Source organism: Streptomyces sp. LUP47B (assembly GCF_001746295.1).
Lineage (GTDB): Bacteria > Actinomycetota > Actinomycetes > Streptomycetales > Streptomycetaceae > Streptomyces.
On record NZ_MJAH01000002.1, the window covers coordinates 556519 to 576462 of the forward strand.

17 protein-coding genes are annotated in these 19944 nt (G+C 71.5%); 11 read left to right on the forward strand and 6 right to left on the reverse strand.

Translation table 11 applies throughout. The annotated features are described in order from the left end of the window. Positions 1 to 329 precede the first annotated feature (329 nt). Positions 330 to 680 carry a MerR family transcriptional regulator gene (locus tag BFN33_RS09080; protein WP_069759383.1) on the forward strand — a complete coding sequence of 117 codons (351 nt, stop codon included), beginning with the start codon at positions 330 to 332 and terminating at the stop codon, positions 678 to 680. Between the two features lie 36 nt (positions 681 to 716). Here BFN33_RS09080 and BFN33_RS09085 read toward each other — a convergent pair whose 3' ends face one another. Further along, a complete protein-coding gene (locus tag BFN33_RS09085; RefSeq protein WP_256122696.1) occupies positions 717 to 1997 on the reverse strand; it encodes a beta-propeller fold lactonase family protein in 1281 nt (426 codons plus the stop codon). A 142-nt stretch (positions 1998 to 2139) separates the two neighbouring features. After that, entirely contained in the window at positions 2140 to 2883 is a 744-nt protein-coding gene (locus BFN33_RS09090; RefSeq protein ID WP_069759384.1) for a DUF4232 domain-containing protein, read from the reverse strand. Positions 2884 to 3070: 187 nt separating this feature from the next. Between BFN33_RS09090 and BFN33_RS09095 the strand changes: the two genes are divergently transcribed. Then, complete coding sequence (locus tag BFN33_RS09095) at positions 3071 to 4387, forward strand: helix-turn-helix transcriptional regulator (RefSeq protein WP_069759385.1); 1317 nt, start codon at positions 3071 to 3073, stop codon at positions 4385 to 4387. Positions 4388 to 4418: 31 nt separating this feature from the next. On the opposite strand, the gene BFN33_RS09100 is transcribed toward BFN33_RS09095, so the two are convergent. Beyond that, positions 4419 to 5738 (reverse strand): phosphatase PAP2 family protein, encoded by a 1320-nt coding sequence (locus BFN33_RS09100; RefSeq protein ID WP_069759386.1) that lies wholly within the window; start codon positions 5736 to 5738, stop codon positions 4419 to 4421. A gap of 251 nt (positions 5739 to 5989) precedes the next feature. Here BFN33_RS09100 and BFN33_RS09105 point away from each other — a divergent pair, with 251 nt between their 5' ends. Further along, positions 5990 to 9133 (forward strand): BTAD domain-containing putative transcriptional regulator, encoded by a 3144-nt coding sequence (locus tag BFN33_RS09105; protein ID WP_069759387.1) that lies wholly within the window; start codon positions 5990 to 5992, stop codon positions 9131 to 9133. Here BFN33_RS09105 and BFN33_RS09110 read toward each other — a convergent pair. Both BFN33_RS09110 and BFN33_RS09115 read right to left on the reverse strand, forming a co-directional pair. After that, positions 9111 to 9917, reverse strand: coding sequence for an ABC transporter permease (locus BFN33_RS09110; protein ID WP_069759388.1), 807 nt, complete (start codon positions 9915 to 9917; stop codon positions 9111 to 9113). The two genes, BFN33_RS09105 and BFN33_RS09110, sit on opposite strands and share 23 nt — an antisense overlap. Continuing rightward, entirely contained in the window at positions 9914 to 10882 is a 969-nt protein-coding gene (locus tag BFN33_RS09115; RefSeq protein WP_069759389.1) for an ATP-binding cassette domain-containing protein, read from the reverse strand. Before BFN33_RS09115 ends, BFN33_RS09110 begins: the two co-directional genes overlap by 4 nt. 435 nt (positions 10883 to 11317) lie before the next feature. Here BFN33_RS09115 and BFN33_RS09120 point away from each other — a divergent pair, with 435 nt between their 5' ends. The 8 genes from BFN33_RS09120 to BFN33_RS09155 all read left to right on the forward strand — a co-directional run bounded on the left by BFN33_RS09120 (position 11318) and on the right by BFN33_RS09155 (position 19674). Continuing rightward, positions 11318 to 11638, forward strand: a complete 321-nt coding sequence (locus BFN33_RS09120; RefSeq protein WP_069759390.1) for a MerR family transcriptional regulator — start codon at positions 11318 to 11320, stop codon at positions 11636 to 11638. A gap of 249 nt (positions 11639 to 11887) precedes the next feature. Further along, complete coding sequence (locus BFN33_RS09125; protein ID WP_007383480.1) at positions 11888 to 12091, forward strand: cold-shock protein; 204 nt, start codon at positions 11888 to 11890, stop codon at positions 12089 to 12091. A 184-nt stretch (positions 12092 to 12275) separates the two neighbouring features. After that, positions 12276 to 13721: a DEAD/DEAH box helicase gene (locus BFN33_RS09130; RefSeq protein ID WP_069759391.1), complete on the forward strand. Its 1446-nt coding sequence runs from the start codon at positions 12276 to 12278 to the stop codon at positions 13719 to 13721. A gap of 124 nt (positions 13722 to 13845) precedes the next feature. Continuing rightward, complete coding sequence (locus BFN33_RS09135) at positions 13846 to 14148, forward strand: SCO5918 family protein (protein WP_069759392.1); 303 nt, start codon at positions 13846 to 13848, stop codon at positions 14146 to 14148. Between the two features lie 292 nt (positions 14149 to 14440). Beyond that, positions 14441 to 16876 carry a SpoIIE family protein phosphatase gene (locus BFN33_RS09140; RefSeq protein ID WP_069759393.1) on the forward strand — a complete coding sequence of 812 codons (2436 nt, stop codon included), beginning with the start codon at positions 14441 to 14443 and terminating at the stop codon, positions 16874 to 16876. Positions 16877 to 16951: 75 nt separating this feature from the next. Next, positions 16952 to 18043 (forward strand): DUF3533 domain-containing protein, encoded by a 1092-nt coding sequence (locus BFN33_RS09145; protein ID WP_069759394.1) that lies wholly within the window; start codon positions 16952 to 16954, stop codon positions 18041 to 18043. A 244-nt stretch (positions 18044 to 18287) separates the two neighbouring features. After that, positions 18288 to 18854 (forward strand): Uma2 family endonuclease, encoded by a 567-nt coding sequence (locus tag BFN33_RS09150; RefSeq protein WP_069759395.1) that lies wholly within the window; start codon positions 18288 to 18290, stop codon positions 18852 to 18854. 139 nt (positions 18855 to 18993) lie between these two features. Beyond that, a complete protein-coding gene (locus tag BFN33_RS09155; RefSeq protein ID WP_069759396.1) occupies positions 18994 to 19674 on the forward strand; it encodes a DUF4232 domain-containing protein in 681 nt (226 codons plus the stop codon). Positions 19675 to 19696: 22 nt separating this feature from the next. Here the strand turns inward: BFN33_RS09155 and BFN33_RS09160 are convergent, their stop codons facing one another. Further along, positions 19697 to 19921, reverse strand: coding sequence for a hypothetical protein (locus BFN33_RS09160; RefSeq protein ID WP_069759397.1), 225 nt, complete (start codon positions 19919 to 19921; stop codon positions 19697 to 19699). Positions 19922 to 19944 lie beyond the last annotated feature (23 nt).

Below are 19944 nucleotides of genomic sequence, written 5' to 3' on the forward strand. Positions count from 1 at the left end.
TCGAGCAAGACCCGCAGACATGAACTGGCGGGTAGCAGTACCGCAGTACGCAGTACCTGTTCAGCATTGGTTCGGAGCAAGGACGGAGGAGCAGACGCCATCAGGATCGCCCGGCCCGAAAGACTCGGTCCGGGTACCGCAAGACCCCGGATTGGATGGTGGTCCCCGGTCACGCAGCCGCGATCCCCGCACCCCTCCCGTCATCGGGCCGGGTAGCGGAAACCGAAGGTCGGCGCAGCATGAGGGCCGACAGATGGTGTTGAATTCCCTTCGGGGCCCTGGTGCCGTACGGCATCAGGGCCCCTCGACGCGTTGTACAACGAGGTGACATGGCAGCAGATATTCCCCTGGGCAACCGCCTGGACGACGACGACTACCCGGCGTACACCATGGGCCGGGCCGCCGAGATGCTCGGCACCACACCAGGCTTCCTCCGAGCCATCGGCGAGGCCCGTCTGATCACTCCGCTGCGCTCGGAGGGCGGACACCGCCGGTACTCCCGCTACCAGCTGCGGATCGCGGCCCGCGCCCGCGAGCTGGTCGACAGGGGAACCCCGATCGAGGCCGCGTGCCGCATCGTCATCCTCGAGGACCAGCTCGAGGAAGCTCAGCGCATCAACGCCGAGTACCGCCGCGCCGCGAACGCGGCGGCCGACAGTTCCGGGCCGGGTTCGGGCTGACCGACGGACGCGATACGGCCCGCCGCGCACCGCGGTTCAGAAGGCGGCGATCCCCTCCATCCCCGACTCGCCGAAGGCCGGCAGGCCCGTTGCCGTCGTCACCTTGGTGAGGGCGCCGTCGGTCTCGACGCGGAAGCCGTCGACGGTGCCGGAGGTGGCGTTCTGGACGTAGACGAACCTCGCGTCCCTGGTGACGGCCAGGTCGATCACCCCCTGCGACTTGCTCGACGGCGGGGTGGCGATGCCCACCTTGTCGGTCAGGGAGAGCTTGCCGTGTCCGTCCATGCGGTAGCCGGTGACGGTGGAGTTGCCGGTGTTGCCGCCGTAGAAGAAGTCGCCCGCCCGCTCCAGCCAGCACAGCACCTCCTGACCGCTGGCCAGGGGCCGCTGAAGGACCTTCAGCCTGCCGTCGCGCCCCACCTGGTAGGTGGTGACCGTGGACTTCTCGGCCTCGGCGACCAGCATCCGCTTCCCGCTCCGGTCGAAGCTGATCGCGAACGGGACACCGCCTGCCGACTTGTTGACCACCGGTGCGGCGACGGCCGGGAGACCGTTCCGCTTCATCGGGAACACCTCGACGGTGTTGTTGCCCTTGGTGGTGACCACCAGGTTCCGTCCGTCGGGGGTGAACTCGACCTCGCCCGGAGAGGTGTCGAAGCGCGGTATGTCCTTGTTGTTCAGCCCCAGTGAGCGGTGGGAGCCGGGCAGCGGCTGAAGTCCGCCGCCGGTGATCCTGAAGCCCTGGACGCTGCCCGCGCCGCCCGCGTTCATGACGTACGCGATCCTGCCGTGCACCGCGATGCTCGACGGGAACCGTCCGCCGGAGCTCACGACCTTCCGCTCGCCGAGCCGCTGTCCCTCGACGCGGAACGAGGTCACCGTGCCGCTGCCGGCGTTGACCGCCAGCAGCATCCCCGAGCGGTCGTCGTAGACGAGTGAGCCCTGGGAGGCGAGCGAGTCGGTGGGGGCGTCCACCTGGTCGCCGCCCTTGCCGCCGGTCGTGTAGTCCGCCGCGCGTTCGAGCTTGCCGTCGTCGCCCCGTTTGAACACGTGGATGGTGTTGCCGGCCAGCTCGTTGCCCTGGACGAAGACAGCGTGATCGGCCCCGGCGGCCTTCCCGGAGTACTGACTGGCGGAGGCCAGGGACACGGCCACGGTGGCCGCCCCGGCGAGCGCGAGAGCGCCACCGCCGATCACGACGCGCCGAGTCCTGGAACGTCCGCGGTGCCCCCTGCGGGTGCCGGAGGACCGGCTCGTGCGGCGGTGCTCGATGTGGCCGTTGTCCATGTCGCCGTGCCTGCCGGAGTCCATGCCCATGTCCGTTCCTCGGTGTCCGTGCGGTGTCGTCCGCGGCTGCGAACGACACCAGAGTGGCCAGCGGGAACGGTGTGCCTGTAGGGAACGCGGTCCGCGTCAGACTCTCGTAAGAGATCCAGGGCGGCCGGGCGCCCGGGTGGTGTCACCAGCTCACGGCGTCGTCCATCGACTGCTGCCAGTAGGTGACCTTGAGCGAGTCGTCGACGTAGATGCCCTTCGCGGGCAGCGGCGGGTGGGCGCCCGCGCCGACGCTCCCGTTGCCGGAGCGGCCCTGGAAGTAGACGGTCAGGGACTTCGCGGTGTAGCCGTTCGCGCCGCTGCCGTCGGTGGCGGACAGGTTCACGGAGGCGTAGCCGGACTCGCCGGGCTTGAGCGTGACGACCGCCTGCGGCTGCGAGTCCTCGATGACCGGGGGCACCGACTGGGCCTCGCCGAAGCGGACGACCGGGTAGCCGTACAGGTAGCAGCTCTTGCTGCCGGTGTTGGTCACCGTGAGCAGCATGTGGTTCACGGGACGGGTCAGCGGGGCCGCGACCGTCTTCGTGGTGGAGCCCTCGCAGGTGACCGGCCGGCCGGAGGAGACGGGCGCCTTCGAAGCAGCGGTGTGCGCCGCCGTCGTCGCGGCGCCGCCTGCCGACCCGCCGCCCGAGGAGTCCGTGGCGGCCGAGGGGGCCTTGCCGGCCGAGGAGCCCGAGGAACCCGAGGAGGCGGGGGAGTCGGAGGCCGTGGTCGGGGAGGAGGTCGCGGACGAAGGGCTCGTGCTCGACCCGCTGCCCTCGTCCTGGGCGCCCGTCCCGTCGTTGCAGGCGCTCAGCGAGAGCGTGGCGAGGACGGCGGTGGCGGCGGCCGCGACGAGACGGGTGCGGGAGGTGCGGAGGCTGGACATGTGTGGTGCCCCTTCGGTGTTCCGGTGGCGGTGGTGATTGGATGACCGAAGCTTGTGAGGTGATCCGTCCCGACCGCCACGTTCAGCGGGCAGTTGGGGACACTGGAACGCCGAAACGGGCTCTGACCAGGGGGAATTCAGTGACCCTGGAATGCGTGACTGGGACGCGGGGGGTTGAGGGGAACGGGTGTCGGAGGAAACGGGGACCGAGCGGACGGAGGAGTTCGCGCAGCTGCTGCGGGAACTCAAGGACCGGTCGGGGCTGAGTTACGGGACGCTCGCCAAACGTCTGCACATGAGTACGTCGACGCTGCACCGCTACTGCAACGGCACCGCGGTGCCGGTCGAGTACGCCCCGGTGGAGCGCCTCGCGAGGGTCTGCCGGGCCACACCGCAGGAGTTGGTGGAGCTGCACCGGCGCTGGATCCTGGCCGACGCGGCACGTGGGCGCAAGGCGGATCAGGGCGCGACGCGGGAGCCTGTCCAGGAAGCCGGTTCGGACGGTACGGCGGACGACGGACAGGGCGAGGCCGGGGGCGAGAACACTGAGCCGGTTGTCATCGATACGACGGGCGTGGCCGTGCAGGCTCGTCGTCCCTCGTGGCTCCGTCGTCGCCGTACCGCGGTGATCGCCGCCGTCGCGCTGGTCGCCGCGCTGGGTACCGTCGCCTATGCCCTGCGTCCGACGTACGTCCGCGCCGGGGACACCACGGCGCCGACGGTCACCGGCACCCTGGACGTCGGCGAGCCCGCGCAGCCCTCCACCACCCCGTCCCCGAGCGGAAGCGGACACAAGCCGTCCGCATCGGCCTCCGCCTCCCCCACCGGGACGGCCGCTTCGGCAGACGCCGGGTCCGGCACCTCGAAGGGCGACGGCACGCGGGGCGCGAACCGGCCCACCTCGGCCGTCCCCCTCGCCGTCGCCGTCCGCCCCTATGTCTACGAGGACCCGTGCAGCCAGCACTTCCTCGTCGACAGCGACCCCGAGCAGGTCGGCCCGCCGGCGAACGAGGAGAACGCGCCGCGCTGGTCCGCCGCCTACGGGGCGGTCTCCTCCGGCGAGCAGCGGGTCGCGCTCACCGTGCAGGGCACCGGTGAGGACACCGTCGTCCTGAACTCCCTGCACGTCCGCGTCCTCACCAAGGGTGCGCCGCTCGCCTGGAACGACTACTCGATGGGTGTCGGCTGCGGCGGCGGTGTCGGCACCAAGACGTTCGACGTCGACCTGGACAACGGCAGTCCCACCGTCACCGTCAAGAACGGCCAGCGCGACTTCCCGTACAAGGTCAGCGAGTCCGACCCGGAGGTCTTCTACGTCACCGCCCACACCAAGGCGCACGACGTCCGCTGGGACCTCAGCCTGGACTGGTCCAGCGGTGACCGCAGCGGCACCGTCCACCTGGACAACGCCGGCAGGCCGTTTCGGACCAGCGCCGATGCGGGCCGCCCGGGCTACGACTATCCGCTGGGCAGCAGCGAGTGGATCGAGCGGGTGGGCGGCTGATCGGGCGGCTGACCCGGGCGCACGCGGCGGTTCAGAGCAGTTCGGGCTGCGGCTGTGGCTGGCGCGCCGGCGCGGTCGCCGGTTCCCGGCGGGCGACGGTGCGGACATAGCCGTAGATCACCGAGGCCATCGCCAGCAGGAGAAGCGGTCCGGCCAGCCAGGGGTACTCGGCCATGCGTACCGGAAGGAAGCGGTACGACAGCAGGAGTGCGACGAAGACCGTCGCGCCGTAGGCGGTCAGCCGGAGCCCCGGCCGGTCCCAGCCGCGGTCGAACGAGCGCAGTCCCGCCTCGATGGTGAGGGTGAACACCACGCCGGCGACGAGGTCCACGCCGTAGTGGTAGCCGAAGCCCAGCGTGGCGCAGAGGGTGGCGATCAGCCAGAAGGTGCCCGCGTAGCGCAGCAGGCGGGGGCCCGTGCGGGAATGGATGAAGATCGCGGTGGCCCACGCCGTGTGCAGGCTGGGCATGCAGTTGCGGGGGGTGACCTTGTCGAACGGTATGGAGTGCGGGGCGGATATCGGTGGCGGTGTCTGCGGCCACAGGTTCGCCACCGCCCAGTGCCCGTCGCTCGGTATCTGCGGCGACCACAGGGCTATCGACGCCCAGTGGTCGGTGCCTGTGCCGTACGCGAAGACCGGGCCGACCACCGGGAAGATCATGTAGATGGCCGGTCCGAGCAGGCCGATCAGCAGGAAGGTGCGCACCAGGTGGTGGCGCGGGAAGCGGCGCTCCGCCGCCACGTTGCGCAGTTGGTACAGCGCGACGACCACCGCGGCCACCGCGAGCTGGCCGTAGATGGTGTCGAGGAAGTTGAACCCGATCGCTCCGGTGGCCGTGACGAGCCGGCCCATGAGCCACGACGGGTTGCCCAGGGCGTGGTCGGCGTTCGCCAGATACGGGTCCAGTACCTCCGGCCGGCTCTTCGCGGTGATGAGGAGCCAGGTGTCACCGGTCTTGCGGCCGGCCACCAGCAGCAGGCCCAGCCCGACGCCCTTCAGCAGCAGGACGCGTTCCCGGCCGGTGCGGCGGACGACGGCGAAGACCGCGCAGCCCAGGAGCACCCACAGCGCGCCGTTGCCGAAGGGGTGGCCGTGGGTCACCTTGACGTCGAAGATCCACCGGACCACCGCGAAGGCGAGGTCGATACCGACCGCGGCACCCGTCACGACGAACCGTTGCCGCCAGGTGAGCACCACCATCATCAGGGCCAGGCCGGCGTACAGCATGGGGCCTGACTTGGGCGGGCATATCAGCTCTCGCGCCTGAGTGGTGAGCGGTCCCGGCAGATCGTAGTGACGCGCGGCGAGTTCCAGCGCGACGAAGAACCCGAGGGCCACGACAGCCGCCACGGCCCAGAGTCTCGCCCGCGAATCAATCTGCGGTGGCATTTGTATCAATTTCGGCCAATTTCACTAGATGCTCGTCAGAAAACCGCCCGCCCGACTGAGGAAGAGGGAAGGATCGCGGTCCGGGTTCCTGTGTCCCCCCTGAGAAGCCCGGCTCACCGAAGATGCAGGGTATGGCATGACGCCAACAATCGAACACCGGTCGGCGGCGTTCCGATTCATGCCGGTGACACCGTGCTGGCTAACCTTCGGGGGTGACGACCGAGTTGGTCCTGCTGTCCCGGGTCGCCCATCGCGGGCGGGAGATCACCGCACCCCGACTGCGCGGCCTGCTCGCCCTGCTCGCGCAGGATCTGCGGACCGGCTGCAGCACGGGGCGGCTGGCGGAGGGGCTGTGGCCGGAGGAACGCCCCGAGCGGCCCGCCAAGGCGGTGCAGGTGCTGGTGTCGCGGCTCAGGGCGCAGGTCGGGGCCGACCTGGTCGTGAGCACGCCCACGGGATACCGGCTGGCGCTTGAGGAGCGGCAGGTCGACAGTTCCGCGCTGGCGCTGCACGAGGTGGCGAGCGCCGAGCGGGCGCGGGGCGGGGATCACGAGGGCGCTCTCAGACAGGCCGAGGCGGGGCTGGAGCTGTGGGACGGGAGCGTGGGCGCCGGAGCGGGCGAGGATCTGCACGATCCGGTGGTGGCGCTGCGGACCGGTCGGGTGCGGGTCTTCCGGGCTCTGGTGCGTTCCCGCGCGCTCTCGCTCGCCCGGCTGGGACGACGGGAGGAGGCGCTCGCGCCGCTCGCCGAGCTGGCCCGCGAGGCGCCCCGGGACGAGGAGGTGCTCGCCGAGCTGCTGCGCTGCGAGGCCGCGACCGCCGGGCGAGCCGCCGCGCTGGCCCGGTACGACACCTACCGGCGAGGGGTGCGCGAGGAACTCGGTACTGATCCGGGGGATGAACTGAGGGCCCTGCACCGGGAGTTGCTGAGCGCCGACACACCCCGCGTCCGCCATGGCGTGCCGCACGAACCCAACCCCCTGCTGGGCCGGGACAGCGATGTCGCCGCGGTGGCCGGGCTGCTGCGGGAGGCCAGGGTGGTCACCGTCGTCGGAGCCGGCGGGCTGGGCAAGACCCGCCTGTCCCACGCGGTGAGCCGGGCCGCCGAGCAGCCCGTGGTGCACTTCGTGGCGCTGGCCGGCGTCACCGCCGACGAGGACGTGGCCGGTGAGGTGGCCTCCGCCGTGGGGGCGGGGGAAGGGCGGCAGTTCACCGGGGACGCGGTGAGCGGCATCGTCGCCGCGCTGGGCACCGGGCCCGCGCTGCTGGTGCTGGACAACTGCGAACAGGTGATCGCCGGCGCCGCCGACCTCGTACAGGCACTGGTGTCGCGGTCGAAGGAGCTGCGGATCCTGGCCACCGGCCGGGCCCCGCTCGGCCTCACCTCCGAGTCCGTGTACGCCCTGCCGGAGCTGTCCCCGGCCACCTCGGCCGAGCTCTTCGTGCAGCGGGCCCGGGCCGCCCGCCCCGGTGTGGAGCTGCCCGCCGACCGGGTGGCCGAGATCTGCCGGCACCTGGACGGACTGCCGCTCGCCGTGGAGCTGGCCGCGGCCCGGGTGCGGGTGCTGTCCGTGGCCGACATCGCGCGCCGGCTCCGGGACCGCTTCGCGCTGCTGCGGGGCGGGGCCCGGGACACGCCCGAGCGGCACCGCACGCTCCAGGCCGTGGTCGAGTGGAGCTGGAACCTGCTGGAACCCGAGGGCCGGGCGGCGCTGCGGGCGCTGTCCGTCTTCCCCGGGGGCTTCACCGAGGAGGCCGCGCGGTACGTCCTCGGCGACACCGGCGACGCGCTGGCCCTCCTGGAGCAACTGGCCGGTCAGTCCCTGCTCAAGGTGGACGACAGCCCGTCCGGGGTCCGCTTCGGGATGCTGGAGACACTGCGGGAGTTCGGCGCCGCCCGCCTCGCCGAGGCCGGCGGGACGGAGGCGGTGACCGGCCGGTTCCTGGCCTGGGCACGGGACTTCGGCCGGGCCCACCACGACGTCCTGTTCACCGGCGACCAGTTGCCGGCCCGGATCCGCATCCGGGCCGAGCAGGACAACCTCGTCCTGGCCCTGCGGCACGCGCTGGCCCGCGCCGACGGTCCCGCCACCGCGGCCGTCACCGCCGTACTCGCCTCCCTGTGGGCCACCGAGACCCACTACGCCCGGCTCGCCGCCCTCGCCGCCGAGACCGGCGGACCGCTGTCGCACTTCCTCCCCGGCCCCGGTAACCCCGAGGACGTCGAGCCGGCCCGCAGCGCGGCGGCGGCGTGCGCGGCCAGTCTCGTCATGGGTCAGGGCACCCGCGCCGTACGGCAGTTCGTGACCCTGCGCCGACTGCCGCCCGCCCCGCCCGACACCCTGCTGCGGGCGGTGAACGTGGTGCTGAACGCGGTACCGGACATGCATCCGCCGCACTACGCACGGCTCCAGGAGCTCTGCGACGCCGGGGAACCCCTGCTGGCGGGCGTCGCGACCTGCGTCGCCAGCTATGTGTGGGAGTCCGAGCACGAGCCGGAGCGCGCGCTGGAGTGCGCCCGCCGGATGACCGGCACGCTGGGCCCGCTCCGCAACCCGTCCATGATGCTGCTCACCCACGGCCGGATCAGCCAGCTGTGTCTCCAGTCCGGGCGGGCCGAGGAGGCCTACGACCATCTGCGCGCCCTGCTCGGCACGCTCGACGCGTTCGGCGACCGGTGGGACTCGATCGGCGTGCGCTGGAGTCTGGTGCAGGCGTGTCTGCAGCGCGGGGAGGTCGACGAGGCCGAGTACTGGCTGGGGCTCGCCGCTCTGGACCGGCAGCCGGAGGGCATGCAGCTCTACACCCCCGACCTGTCCTCCCGGGCGGAGCTCGCGCTGGCCCGGGGGCTGACCGAGACCGGGCTCGGGCTGTGGCGCCAGGCGGTGGCGCGTACCCGGGAGGCCGTACCGCTGCACGCCGGTGACCCGTTCCTGGAGCCGTGGTCCCTGGAGGTGTGCGCGGCCGCGCTCGCGGCCCACGTCCAGCACGGCCGCCCGGAGCCGGTGGCCGGTCTCGCCGACGAGCTGCGCGAACGGCTGCTGGTCATGCTGACCGCCGACTCCGACGACAGGTCTCCGGCCGGCTTCCCGGTCTACGGCACCGTCCTGCTGGCCCTCGGCTTCGCCGGGCTGGCCCGGGGCGACACGGCGGCCGTACGGCTGGTGGCGCTGGCGGAACGGATGCTGGTCGGGCGGGAGTACCCCACCCTGTCCGCCGCCCGGTCCCGGCAGGCCGCGGAGAACGCCGACAGGGCGGCGTACGCCGAGGCCCGCACGGCGTACGCCGCCCTGGGGCGGGAGGAGCTGCGGGCCGAGGCCCTGCGCGAACTGGTCAGGTCCGCGGCTCGCGGGTGAAGCGGGACCTCGACCAGAAGTAGCCCAGCACGGTCAGGGCCACACACCAGCCGACGGTGAGCAGCGCGTTCTTCGTGCCGATGGCGCTGCCCAGCAGCAGTCCGCGCAGGGTCTCGGTGGCGGGTGAGAAGGGCTGGTACTCGGCGAACCAGCTGAACCACCCCGGCATGGCGTCCACCGGCACGAACGCGCTGGACAGCAGCGGCAGCACCATCAGGGGCAGGGCGAGGTTGCTGGCCCCTTCGGCGTTGGGGCTCACCAGTCCCATACCGACCGCGATCCAGATCAGCGCGAGACTGACCAGCGTCAGCAGTCCGGCCGCCGCGAGCCATTCCACCGGTGTGGCGTCGGGCCGGAAGCCGATGGCCAGCCCGACGGCCAGCACCACCGCGAGCGCCATCAGGGTCTGGATCACACTGCCGACGACATGCCCGATCAGCACCGAGGCGCGGGAGATGGCCATGGTGCGGAACCGGGCGATGATGCCCTCGGTCATGTCGGAGGCCACGGACACCGCGGTGCCGATGGCGGTCCCGCCGACGGTCATGAGCAGGACGCCGGGGACGACGTAGGCGATGTACTCGGAGCGGTCCCCGGGGCCGCCGGTGATGCCGGCGCTCATCACGTCACCGAAGACGTAGACGAAGAGCAGCAGCAGGATGACCGGGGTGAGCAGGAGGTTCAGGGTGAGGGAGGGGTAGCGGCGGGCGTGCAGGAGGTTGCGCCGCAGCATCGTGACGTGGTCACGCAGGGCGTGGGTGGCGGGAGCCGCGGGGGCGGTCATCGGACGGTCTCCTTGGGCTGGTCGGTGACGTCGGCGCTGCCGGTCAGGGCGAAGAACACGTCGTCCAGGTCGGGGGTGTGCACGGACAGCTCGTCGGCCTCGACTCCGGCCGCGTCCAGCCAGTCGAGTACGGCCCGCAGTTCGCGCTGGCTGCCGTCGCTGGGGATCTGCAGGGCGAGGGCCTGGTCGTCGCGGCCGGCCTCACGCAGTGCGGTCGCCGCCTGTTCGTAGGCCTGCGGGTCGGAGAAGCGCAGTCGTACGTGACCGCCGGGGACGAGCCGCTTGAGCTCCTCGGCGCTGCCCTCGGCGACGAGTCTGCCGTGGTTGAGCACCGCGATGCGGTCGGCGAGCTGGTCGGCCTCGTCCAGGTACTGGGTGGTCAGGAGGACGGTCGTACCGCCCGACACCAGCTCGCGGATGATCTGCCACATGGTGTGGCGGCTGCGCGGGTCGAGGCCGGTGGTGGGCTCGTCCAGGAAGATGATCCGCGGGTCGCCGACCAGGGTCATGGCGATGTCGAGACGGCGTGCCATGCCTCCGGAGTAGGTGGACGCGGGCTTCTTCGCGGCCTCGGCGAGGTCGAAGCGTTCCAGCAGTCCGGCGGTGACCCTTCGGCCCTCCCGCTTGGAGAGGTGGTGCAGGTCCGCCATCAGGAGCATGTTCTCCTCGCCGGTGATCAGCCGGTCCACGGCGGAGAACTGTCCGGTGACCCCGATGGCGGCGCGTACCGCCTGGGCCTCGGCCGTGAGGTCGTGGCCGCCGACCCTGGCCTGTCCGGCGTCCGCCGAGATCAGCGTGGACAGGATGTTGACCACCGTGGTCTTGCCCGCGCCGTTCGGCCCGAGGAGCGCGAAGACCGTCCCGGCGGGCACCCGGATGTCGATGCCGTCGAGGACGGTCTTGTCCCCGTAGGACTTGCGCAGCCCGTTGGCCGCGATCGCGAGTTCATGGTCCGTCGTCGTCATGCCGCAGAGCGTGGGGCCAAGGCGATTCAGTACGGCTTCACTACGGTTTCAGCCGTCTGCGGTGACCTCTGAGTACTGAAACCAGCAGATCAGAGGCTGTACGGGACGGTGCCGTGCCGGTGACGGCGTGACGGCGGCACTCGTCTCCCGGTGCGTGCCCCCGACGGCCGCGCATCGGGAGGCGCGCGTAGGCATTCCGCGGGTGCCGGGGGACACAGGGAGGCACCTGCGATCACCCCTGCGGAAGATGCGTTGTGGATCACCTCACGTCTCAAGGCCACTCGCGAAGTCTTCCGCGGGCCGTAAAAGTCTGCTCCGGTGGCGTCACATATGCATGTGCGCCGCCGTTAGGGTTGTGACCACTGTGAGCATCTGGGGACCGCATCGGCGCCGAGTCCGCCGGGCCCCTGGACGCGCCCCCGAAACGAAGGTGCCATGCCCGCCGAGACCTCTCCCGCCGGCAATCTCGATGACGACGACTACCCGGCCTACACGATGGGGCGGGCCGCCGACATCCTCGGCATCACCCCCGCCTTCCTCCGGGCCGTCGGTGAGGCGGAGCTGATCACGCCGCTGCGTTCGGAGGGCGGTCACCGCCGGTACTCCAAGGGTCAGTTGCGTATCGCCGCCCGGGCCCGTGAACTCGTCGACCAGGGCACCCCCGTCGAGGCGGCCTGCCGCATCATCGCCCTGGAGGACCGGCTCGCCGAGGCCCTCCGTCTGAACGAGCGGATGCGTCGACGGCCGGACGAATAACTGTCACGGCGGCAACAGATTCACGTGCGGGGCGCGTCGAAGTTTTCAGCCCGGCCCCCACCAGAATTCGGGGCGGCGTAGATCCGCCTACCTACCGTGTGTTACCGTGATAAAAGTTGCAGTTTTGGTTTCCGGAGAATTTCTATGAAGTTCCCCGGCGTCTTTCCGGTCTTCCGGAGGGGAGTCCATCGCGGCGACTCGGGGTCCGTACAGTGCGGGTCCCGGCACTGCCCCCTAGGGAGATTCAATATGGCATCTGGCACCGTGAAGTGGTTCAACGCGGAAAAGGGCTTCGGCTTCATCGAGCAGGACGGCGGCGGCGCCGACGTGTTCGCGCACTACTCGAACATCGCCACCTCCGGCTTCCGCGAGCTTCAGGAAGGCCAGAAGGTTACCTTCGACGTCACGCAGGGCCAGAAGGGCCCGCAGGCCGAGAACATCGTTCCCGCCTGACGCTGACGCGTATCTTCACGGCTGGGGCCCGCACTCTTGGGGTGCGGGCCCTGTCCCATTGTCCCGAAGAATCTGAATTCTTCGTTTCTCCCCGGCTCTTTCTTGCGAATTCTCGTGCGGTTTCGCCGCGCCCCGGAGGAATTCCTCGACACGTGCCGCACGCATCGAGGAGGGTTCCGCTCCCATGAACCGCACCCGTCGCACCGGGAACAGCACCGGAAACAACGGGAACAACACGTCCCGTTTCCGCTCCTCCCGCGGCGCGAGCCACCAGCGCTCACGCCCGGCCGCCGCACCCGGCGGCGAGTTCACGCTCCCCACCACCGTCACCGAGGCGCTGCCCGCGGTGGAGGCGTTCGCCGACCTCGACCTGCCCGAGCGCCTGCAGGCCGCGCTCCGCACCGAGGGAGTGACCACACCCTTCCCGATCCAGGCGGCGACCCTGCCGAACTCCCTGGCCGGCCGTGACGTCCTGGGCCGTGGCCGCACCGGTTCGGGCAAGACGCTCGCCTTCGGTCTGCCCCTGCTGGCCCGCCTGGACGGCCGGCGTGCCGAGCCCCGGCATCCGCTCGCCCTGGTCCTGGTACCGACCCGCGAACTGGCCCAGCAGGTCACCGACGCGCTCACCCCCTACGCGCGGGCGCTGCGCCTGCGCGCGGCGACCGTCGTCGGCGGCATGTCGATCGGCCGTCAGGCGTCCGCGCTGCGGGCCGGCGCCGAGGTCCTCGTGGCGACCCCCGGCCGGCTCAAGGACCTCATCGAACGCGGCGACTGCAGTCTGAGCCAGGTGACGATGACCGTCCTGGACGAGGCCGACCAGATGACCGACATGGGCTTCATGCCCCAGGTCACCTACCTGCTCGACCAGGTCCGTCCCGACGGCCAGCGGATGCTGTTCTCCGCCACGCTCGACCGCAACATCGACCTGCTGGTGCGCCGCTATCTGCACGACCCGGTGGTCCACTCGGTCGACCCGTCCTCGGGCACCGTCACCACCATGGAGCACCATCTCCTGCACGTCCGCGACGACGACAAGCACGCCACCGCCACCGAGATCGCCGCCCGCGACGGCCGCGTGATCATGTTCCTGGACACCAAGCACGCGGCGGAGCGGCTGGCCAAGCACCTGCTGTCGGTGGGTGTACGGGCCTCGGCGCTGCACGGCGGCAAGTCCCAGCCGCAGCGCACCCGGACCCTCGGCCAGTTCAAGGACGGTCAGGTGACGGTCCTGGTGGCCACCAACGTGGCGGCCCGCGGGATCCACGTCGACGACGTCGACCTCGTCGTCAACTTCGACCCGCCCGGCGACCACAAGGACTACCTGCACCGCGGCGGCCGTACGGCCCGCGCCGGCGAGTCCGGCACCGTCGTCACCCTGGTCCTGCCGCACCAGCGGCGCGCGGTGGACCGTCTGATGTCCGACGCCGGCGTCACCGCGCAGACCACCCGGGTCCGCCCGGGCGAGGCCGAACTGAACCGCATCACCGGAGCCCGCACTCCCTCCGGCGTGCCCGTCGTCCTCCCGGTCCCGGCCGCCGCCGAGCCGCCCAAGCGCTCCGGGGCCCCCGGGCGGAGCCGCAGCGGCCGTCCCGCGCGGGGCCGCCGCCGCTCCACCCCCACCAGCCGATAGCCGTACGACCCACGGACGGGGTCCGGTGGCCGCGCCACCGGCGTCCCCGTCGAGAAGGAGACGAACAGGGCCGCACCCTGGCCGTTCTCACCGTCACGTCCCGACCGCTCCCCGTGGAGGCACCATGCGCATCGTCATCGCACGTTTTCCCTTCGACCTGACCATGAGCGAGGTCGAGAGGTCGATGGAGGGCGTTCAGCCCGAACCCGCCACCGGCACGTGTGTGACCGTCGGCCGCCATGTCTACCCGGTCAAGCAGGTCGGCCAGGTGATCACCCGGCAGGACCGCCGCGACTTCACCGCCAACGAGGTGAGCAGGGCCCTGACCCGGCTCGGCTTCACCTGCCACGAGGTCCAGCCGCCCCGCCCGGAGGCCTTCAACGACCCGTCGGCGTCCCTCCCCTGGGCCGACACCCCGCTGGGCTGAACCGCCGGGCACCACGGCCGACGCCGTGGAGCCTGCGGGAACAGGAGTACGACCCGGCCCCCGACCCCCGTCCGGCTCGCGTCCACCCACCCGGCCCCCACCCGCTCGCCGGTCAGCAGGTTCCACACCTGTACTCCGCACTCCGGGTGCCCAGATCGCTCCGTTCCGTTTCCCAGCCCCGCCAAGCGTGCAAGACTGCGGCTCCGCACGGCAGAGCCGCCGTGTGCCTCCTGTCCTCGCGTGCCTCCTGTCATCGCTTGAGCGGGGAGCTGCGCGGCGCGACGCTGGGGGCATGGACAGCAGGGGCAGCACACCCGGAGGCACCGTGGACGGACGCGTACCCGAGGACCTGGCGGTCGTCGTCGACGCGGTCGGGACGGTCACGGTGTGGAGCGCCGGGGCACGGCAGCTGCTCGGATACGAGGCCGAGGAGGTCGTAGGACGTCCTGCGGCCGGACTGCTCGCGGCCGATCTGCCCGAGTCCGCGCGGCGCCATGTGGCCGTCGGCCGGCGCTGGGCCACCGAGGTGGCGCTGCGGCACCGGGACGGCGGCCGGGTCGTCGTACGGCTGACGGGGACACCGCTCGCGGACGGCGACGGCGGGCGGCCGTGGCTGGTGACCCCCGCGGCCCCGGAGCATGTGGCCGGACCCGTCGAACCGGACGCGGAGGCCCTGTGGGACCTCACGCTCGCCCAGCTGCCCGTGCCGGTGGCGGTCTACGACCGTGAGGCCCGGCTGGTGTCGGCCAACGAGGCCATGACCCGGGTGATGGGCCGCAGCCTGACCGAGATGCGCGGCCTGACCCTGTGGGACATAGAGCCGAACCCGCCCTTCGACGAGTACGACCGCCTCCAGCGGCAGGTCCTGCGCACCGGCGAGCCGGTCTTCCACGAGAACTTCGGACAGGCGCCCGGCGAGGTCCGGGACCACGCCTGGTCGATGTTCCTCTCGCCGCTGAAGGACGAGAGCGGGGCGGTGCGGGGCGTGTCCGCGGCCGTCTTCGACACCACGGAGCAGTACTGGGCCCGCCGTCGCCTCGCCATCCTCAACGACGCCAGCATCCGCATCGGCAGCACCCTGGACGTGACCCGGACCGCCGACGAGCTCGCCGAGGTGGCGGTGACGGGCTTCGCGGACTTCGTCACCGTGGACCTGCTGGAGTCGGTGGCGCTCGGCGAGGAACCGGAACCGGTGCCGCCGGACCGGCCGGTCACCCTGCGCCGTACGGCCCAGCGGTCGGTCCTCGACGGCTGCCCCGAGTCGGTGGTCCCGACCGGCGCGACGACGCTCTACCCGGTGGACACACCCCCGATGCGGGCCCTGATCGCCGGCCGCGGCACCCTGACGTCGGCCGCGGACCCCGGGATGCAGCGGTGGATCGAGGCCTCCCGGGGCCGCGCCGAAGCCGTGAGCAGGCACATGATCCACTCGGTGATGATGGTGCCGCTGCGCGCCCGTGGGGTCACCCTGGGCCTGGTGCACTTCCTGCGGCACCGTACGGCGGAGCCCTTCAGCGAGGACGACGTGCTGCTCGCGGAGGAGATCGTCGCGAGGGCGGCGGTGAGCGTGGACAACGCCCGCCGCTACACCCATGAACGCCGCACCGCGCTCACCCTCCAGCGCAGCCTCCTCCCCGAGCGCCCGCCGGACCTGGCGGCGATGCAGGTGGCGTACCGCTATCTCCCTGCGGGCTCCGGCGCGGACGTCGGCGGGGACTGGTTCGACGTCATCCCGCTGTCCGGCGCCCGGGTCGCCCTGGTCGTGGGTGACGTGGTGGGCCACGGCATCCACGCCTCGGCGACGATGGGCCGCCTGCGGACGGCCGTACGGACACTCGCGGACGTGGACCTCGCCCCCGACGAGCTCCTCACCCAGCTCGACGACCTGGTCGTCAGGCTCGACCGGGAGGAAGGGCCGCAGGCCGGCGGGCGGGCTCAGGCCCCGACGCCGGGCGAGGTGGGGGCCACCTGCCTGTACGCGGTCTACGACCCGGTTTCCCGCCGCTGCACGATGGCCCGTGCCGGCCACCCGCCGCCGGCCGTGGTCACCCCCGACGGCGAGGTCCGCTTCCTGAACCTCCCGACCGGCCCCCCGCTCGGCCTGGGCGGTCTGCCGTTCGAGTCCGTCGAGGTGGAACTGGCGGAGGGCAGCCTGCTCGCCCTCTACACCGACGGCCTGGTCGAGGCGGCCGACCGCGACATCGAGGACGGCCTGAACCTGCTGCGCGGGGCGCTCGCCGAAAAGGCGGGCCCGCTGGAGGAGACCTGCGACCGGGTCCTGCGGACGGTCCTGCCGGCCCGCCCCGCCGACGACATCGTCCTGATGCTGGCCCGCACGTCGGCCCTGGACACCGCGAGGGTCCGCACCTGGCAGCTCCCGCGCGACCCGGCGGCCGTGGCGCGGGCACGGAAGTCGGCGAGCGAGCAGGTGACGGCGTGGGGGCTGGGCGATACGGCTTTCGCGACGGAACTGATCGTCAGCGAGCTGGTCACCAACGCCGTCCGCTACGGCGACGACCCGGTCGTCCTACGGCTGATCCGGGACACGGCGCTGATCTGCGAGGTGTCCGACGGCAGCAGCACGGCTCCGCATCTGCGGCGGGCGAGGGTGTTCGACGAGGGTGGGCGGGGGCTGCTGCTGGTCGCGCAGATGGCGGAGCGATGGGGGAGCCGGCAGACGGCCACGGGGAAGACGATCTGGGCGGAACTGGGGTTACCGGGCGATTAGGTTGGCCGGGTTGCCCGATGTGCAAGGGACTGCAAATGGAACGGTGACTTCACCCTCCTGTGCGACGATGCGCCCGTGAACGCACCCTCCAGCCCTCCCTCAGGCGGATCCCCTACGGCGCCCGCCTCCAAGTTCCCTGGTTTCGCGGCGGAGTTCAAGGACGCCGTGACGCTCAGGGCCTTCGGCCTGGTGCTCGGCGGCCTGCTGGTCCAACTGGCCTTCATCGTCTCGTACGTGGGCGCCTTCCACTCCCCCACCCCGCAGCGGATCCCGGTGGCCGTGGTGGCCCCCCAACAGGTGTCCGCGAAGATCGTCGCCCAGCTGAACGCCCTGGACGGCGACCCGGTGAAGGCGACGGCGGCTTCCAGCACGGCTGTTGCGCGCGAGTGGGTCCTGACCCGGCGTACGGACGCGGCCTTCCTCTTCGACGCGACGGGCACCCATGACACCCTGCTCGTCGCCTCGGCGGGCGGCCCGTCGGTCTCCCAGACGGCGACCCAGATCGCCCAGCGGATCGAGGCGTCGGAGAAACGCGGGATCGCGGTGACGGACATCCGCCCGCCCAACCCCGGCGACGGCCGCGGCATGACGTCCTTCTACCTGGTCCTGGGCTGGGTGATCGGCGGCTATCTCACCGCGACGATCATGGGCATGGCGTCGGGCTCCCGCCCGGCGAACCGTCCCCGCACCCTGATCCGCCTCGCGGTCCTGATCCCGTACGCGGTGGTGTCGGGCGTGGCCGGAGCGGTGATCGTGGGCCCGGTGTTCGACGCGCTGGGCGGCCACTTCTGGGCACTGAGCGCGATCGGAGCCCTCACGGTCATGGCCTCGGCGGCGACGGCGCTGGGGTTGCAGACCCTGCTGGGCCTGCTCGGCACGGGACTGGTCGTCCTGCTGTTCGTGGTCCTCGGCAACCCGAGCTCGGGCGGCGTCTACCCGGCCCCCCTGCTCCCCGACTTCTGGAGCGCCATCGGCCAGGCGCTGCCGCCGGGTGCGGGGACGACGCTGGTCCGCAACACGGTGTACTTCTCGGGCCATGCGACGAGTTCGGCGCTGTGGGTGCTGGGCGCGTACGCGGTGGGAGGAGCGGCGCTGGCGTGGGGCGCGTCCTGGTGGCGGGAAGGCCGGGGGGCCGACGCGGGGGCGCGGGCGTCGGCGGCTGCCTGACGGGCGGTACGGCGTCCGCAGGGGGACGCGTGATGGTCGAGCGGCTCGGGTGAAGGAGGGTGCGTCAGACCATGGCCGGCCGGTCCACCAGCAACGCCGTCCTCCACCGGGTGTCCTCCGGCGACAGCTCAGAAAGACGGCGGCCGCGTGCCGCTGATCCTGTCCCGATCCCTGGTGACGACCGCAGACAGTACGCTGAAACCAGCGGGATCGCGCCCGCGACTCAGTGTCCGGGAGGTGCTTCGTGACGGCCGAGATGGTGGCCCCGGCGTGGATGCATGAGCAGATCACGGCGGAGGAGTACGAGTCCTGGTCCGAGGAGCAGTGCGCCGGCATCGAGATCGTGGACGGGATGGTGGTCGTGACTCCGAGCGCGTCCAAGCGACACAACCGGCTGGCACGGATTCTGGCGAACTCCCTGGATGCCGCCGCGGGCCCGGAGTGGAACGCCGACACGGACTTCGACGTCCGGCTTCAGGACGTCCCGCTCACCAATCGCCGCCCGGACGTCGTCGTGTACCGCGCGGACACGATCGACATCGCGCCCACCCGCCCCGAGCACGTTCTGCTGGTCGCGGAGGTGGTGTCACCAGGCTCGGAGACCACCGACCGGATCGTGAAGGTCGACCAGTACGCCAAGGCAGGCATCGGCTTCTACTGGCGGATCGAGCAGGCCGCGACAGGCGTCCCCCTCGTGTACACCTACGTACTCGACCCCGCGACGAAGACCTACCGGGACGGAGACGTGTTCACCGGCGTACTGAAGGCAGCGGCCCCCTTCCCGGTGGAGATCGACCTCGGTCAGGTCTGACCCGCGCTCCGCTCAGCAGCTCTTGTGATCATGTCACCGGCCTGTGACAACGCTGTCCTCAAATGATGGCTCCGGGATCCCTCCGGCTCGTAGGCGCCTCATATGGATCGAGCAACCAATCGATTCCCAGGGGGATTTCATGTCCGACAACCGTCGCAAGGCCTTCCTCGTGTCCGCCGCTCTGATGGGTGGAGCCATGTTGATGACGGCGTGCCAGAACGCCGACGCGGTCACGGACTCCGGCGCCTCGCAGGGGTCTTCGTCCAGCAATCCGGTCGCCACCGCGGCCACTCCGTCCGGTTCGTCGACCGGGGGCGGCCAGGGCTCTCACGCGGCGAACACCGGGACGAGCAAGGGCAAGGGCTCCGAGGACGGCGTCGGTTCCGGCGTCGACACCGGTGACGGCAAGCGCGAGCCCGTCGAGCAGGGCTGCGGGGCCAACGACATCTCCTGGAGCACCAGGTCCGAGAGCCAGGCCGGCGGGTACATCCTGGTCGTCGCGAAGGCGAAGCCGGGGATCACCTGTTACCTGCCCGCCGCGCTGCCGACCGTGGCGTTCGGATCCGACGGGACCCAGGCGGGTCCCGCGGAGCAGTCCGTCGGGCAGCAGATCAAGCTGAGCGGGAGCACCGCCGCCTACGCCGGGGTGAACCCGAAGACCACCGGCACCGACGGCGGCAAGGAGCTGGACAGCATCATCGTCGCCGTCGGTGACGACGACCCCGACCCGGTCTCCCTGCCGGTCGGCACCATCACCGTCGACGAACCGGTCGTCACCAACTGGCACACCGACCCCGCGGACGCCGTTCCCTTCAACTGAGGTGCTGCACAAGGGGAACCGGCTACACCTCGTCCGTGGCGAACAGTTCGAGGTGTCCGCACTTGGGGCAGCGGAGTGCCGCTATCTGCCGCCGGGGGCGGCCCATCCGCTTGGCGCCCCCGAAGAGTCCCCGCTCCAACGCGCCCTCGATCCAACGCGCATACCCGCGCGAGTGCTCGCCGGCGTCCTCGATGAAACCGTCCGTCAGACCGACTGTGCCGCAGTGGGTGCATGTGTAGTTGTTCATCGTGCGAGTGTAGGAAACGGTGC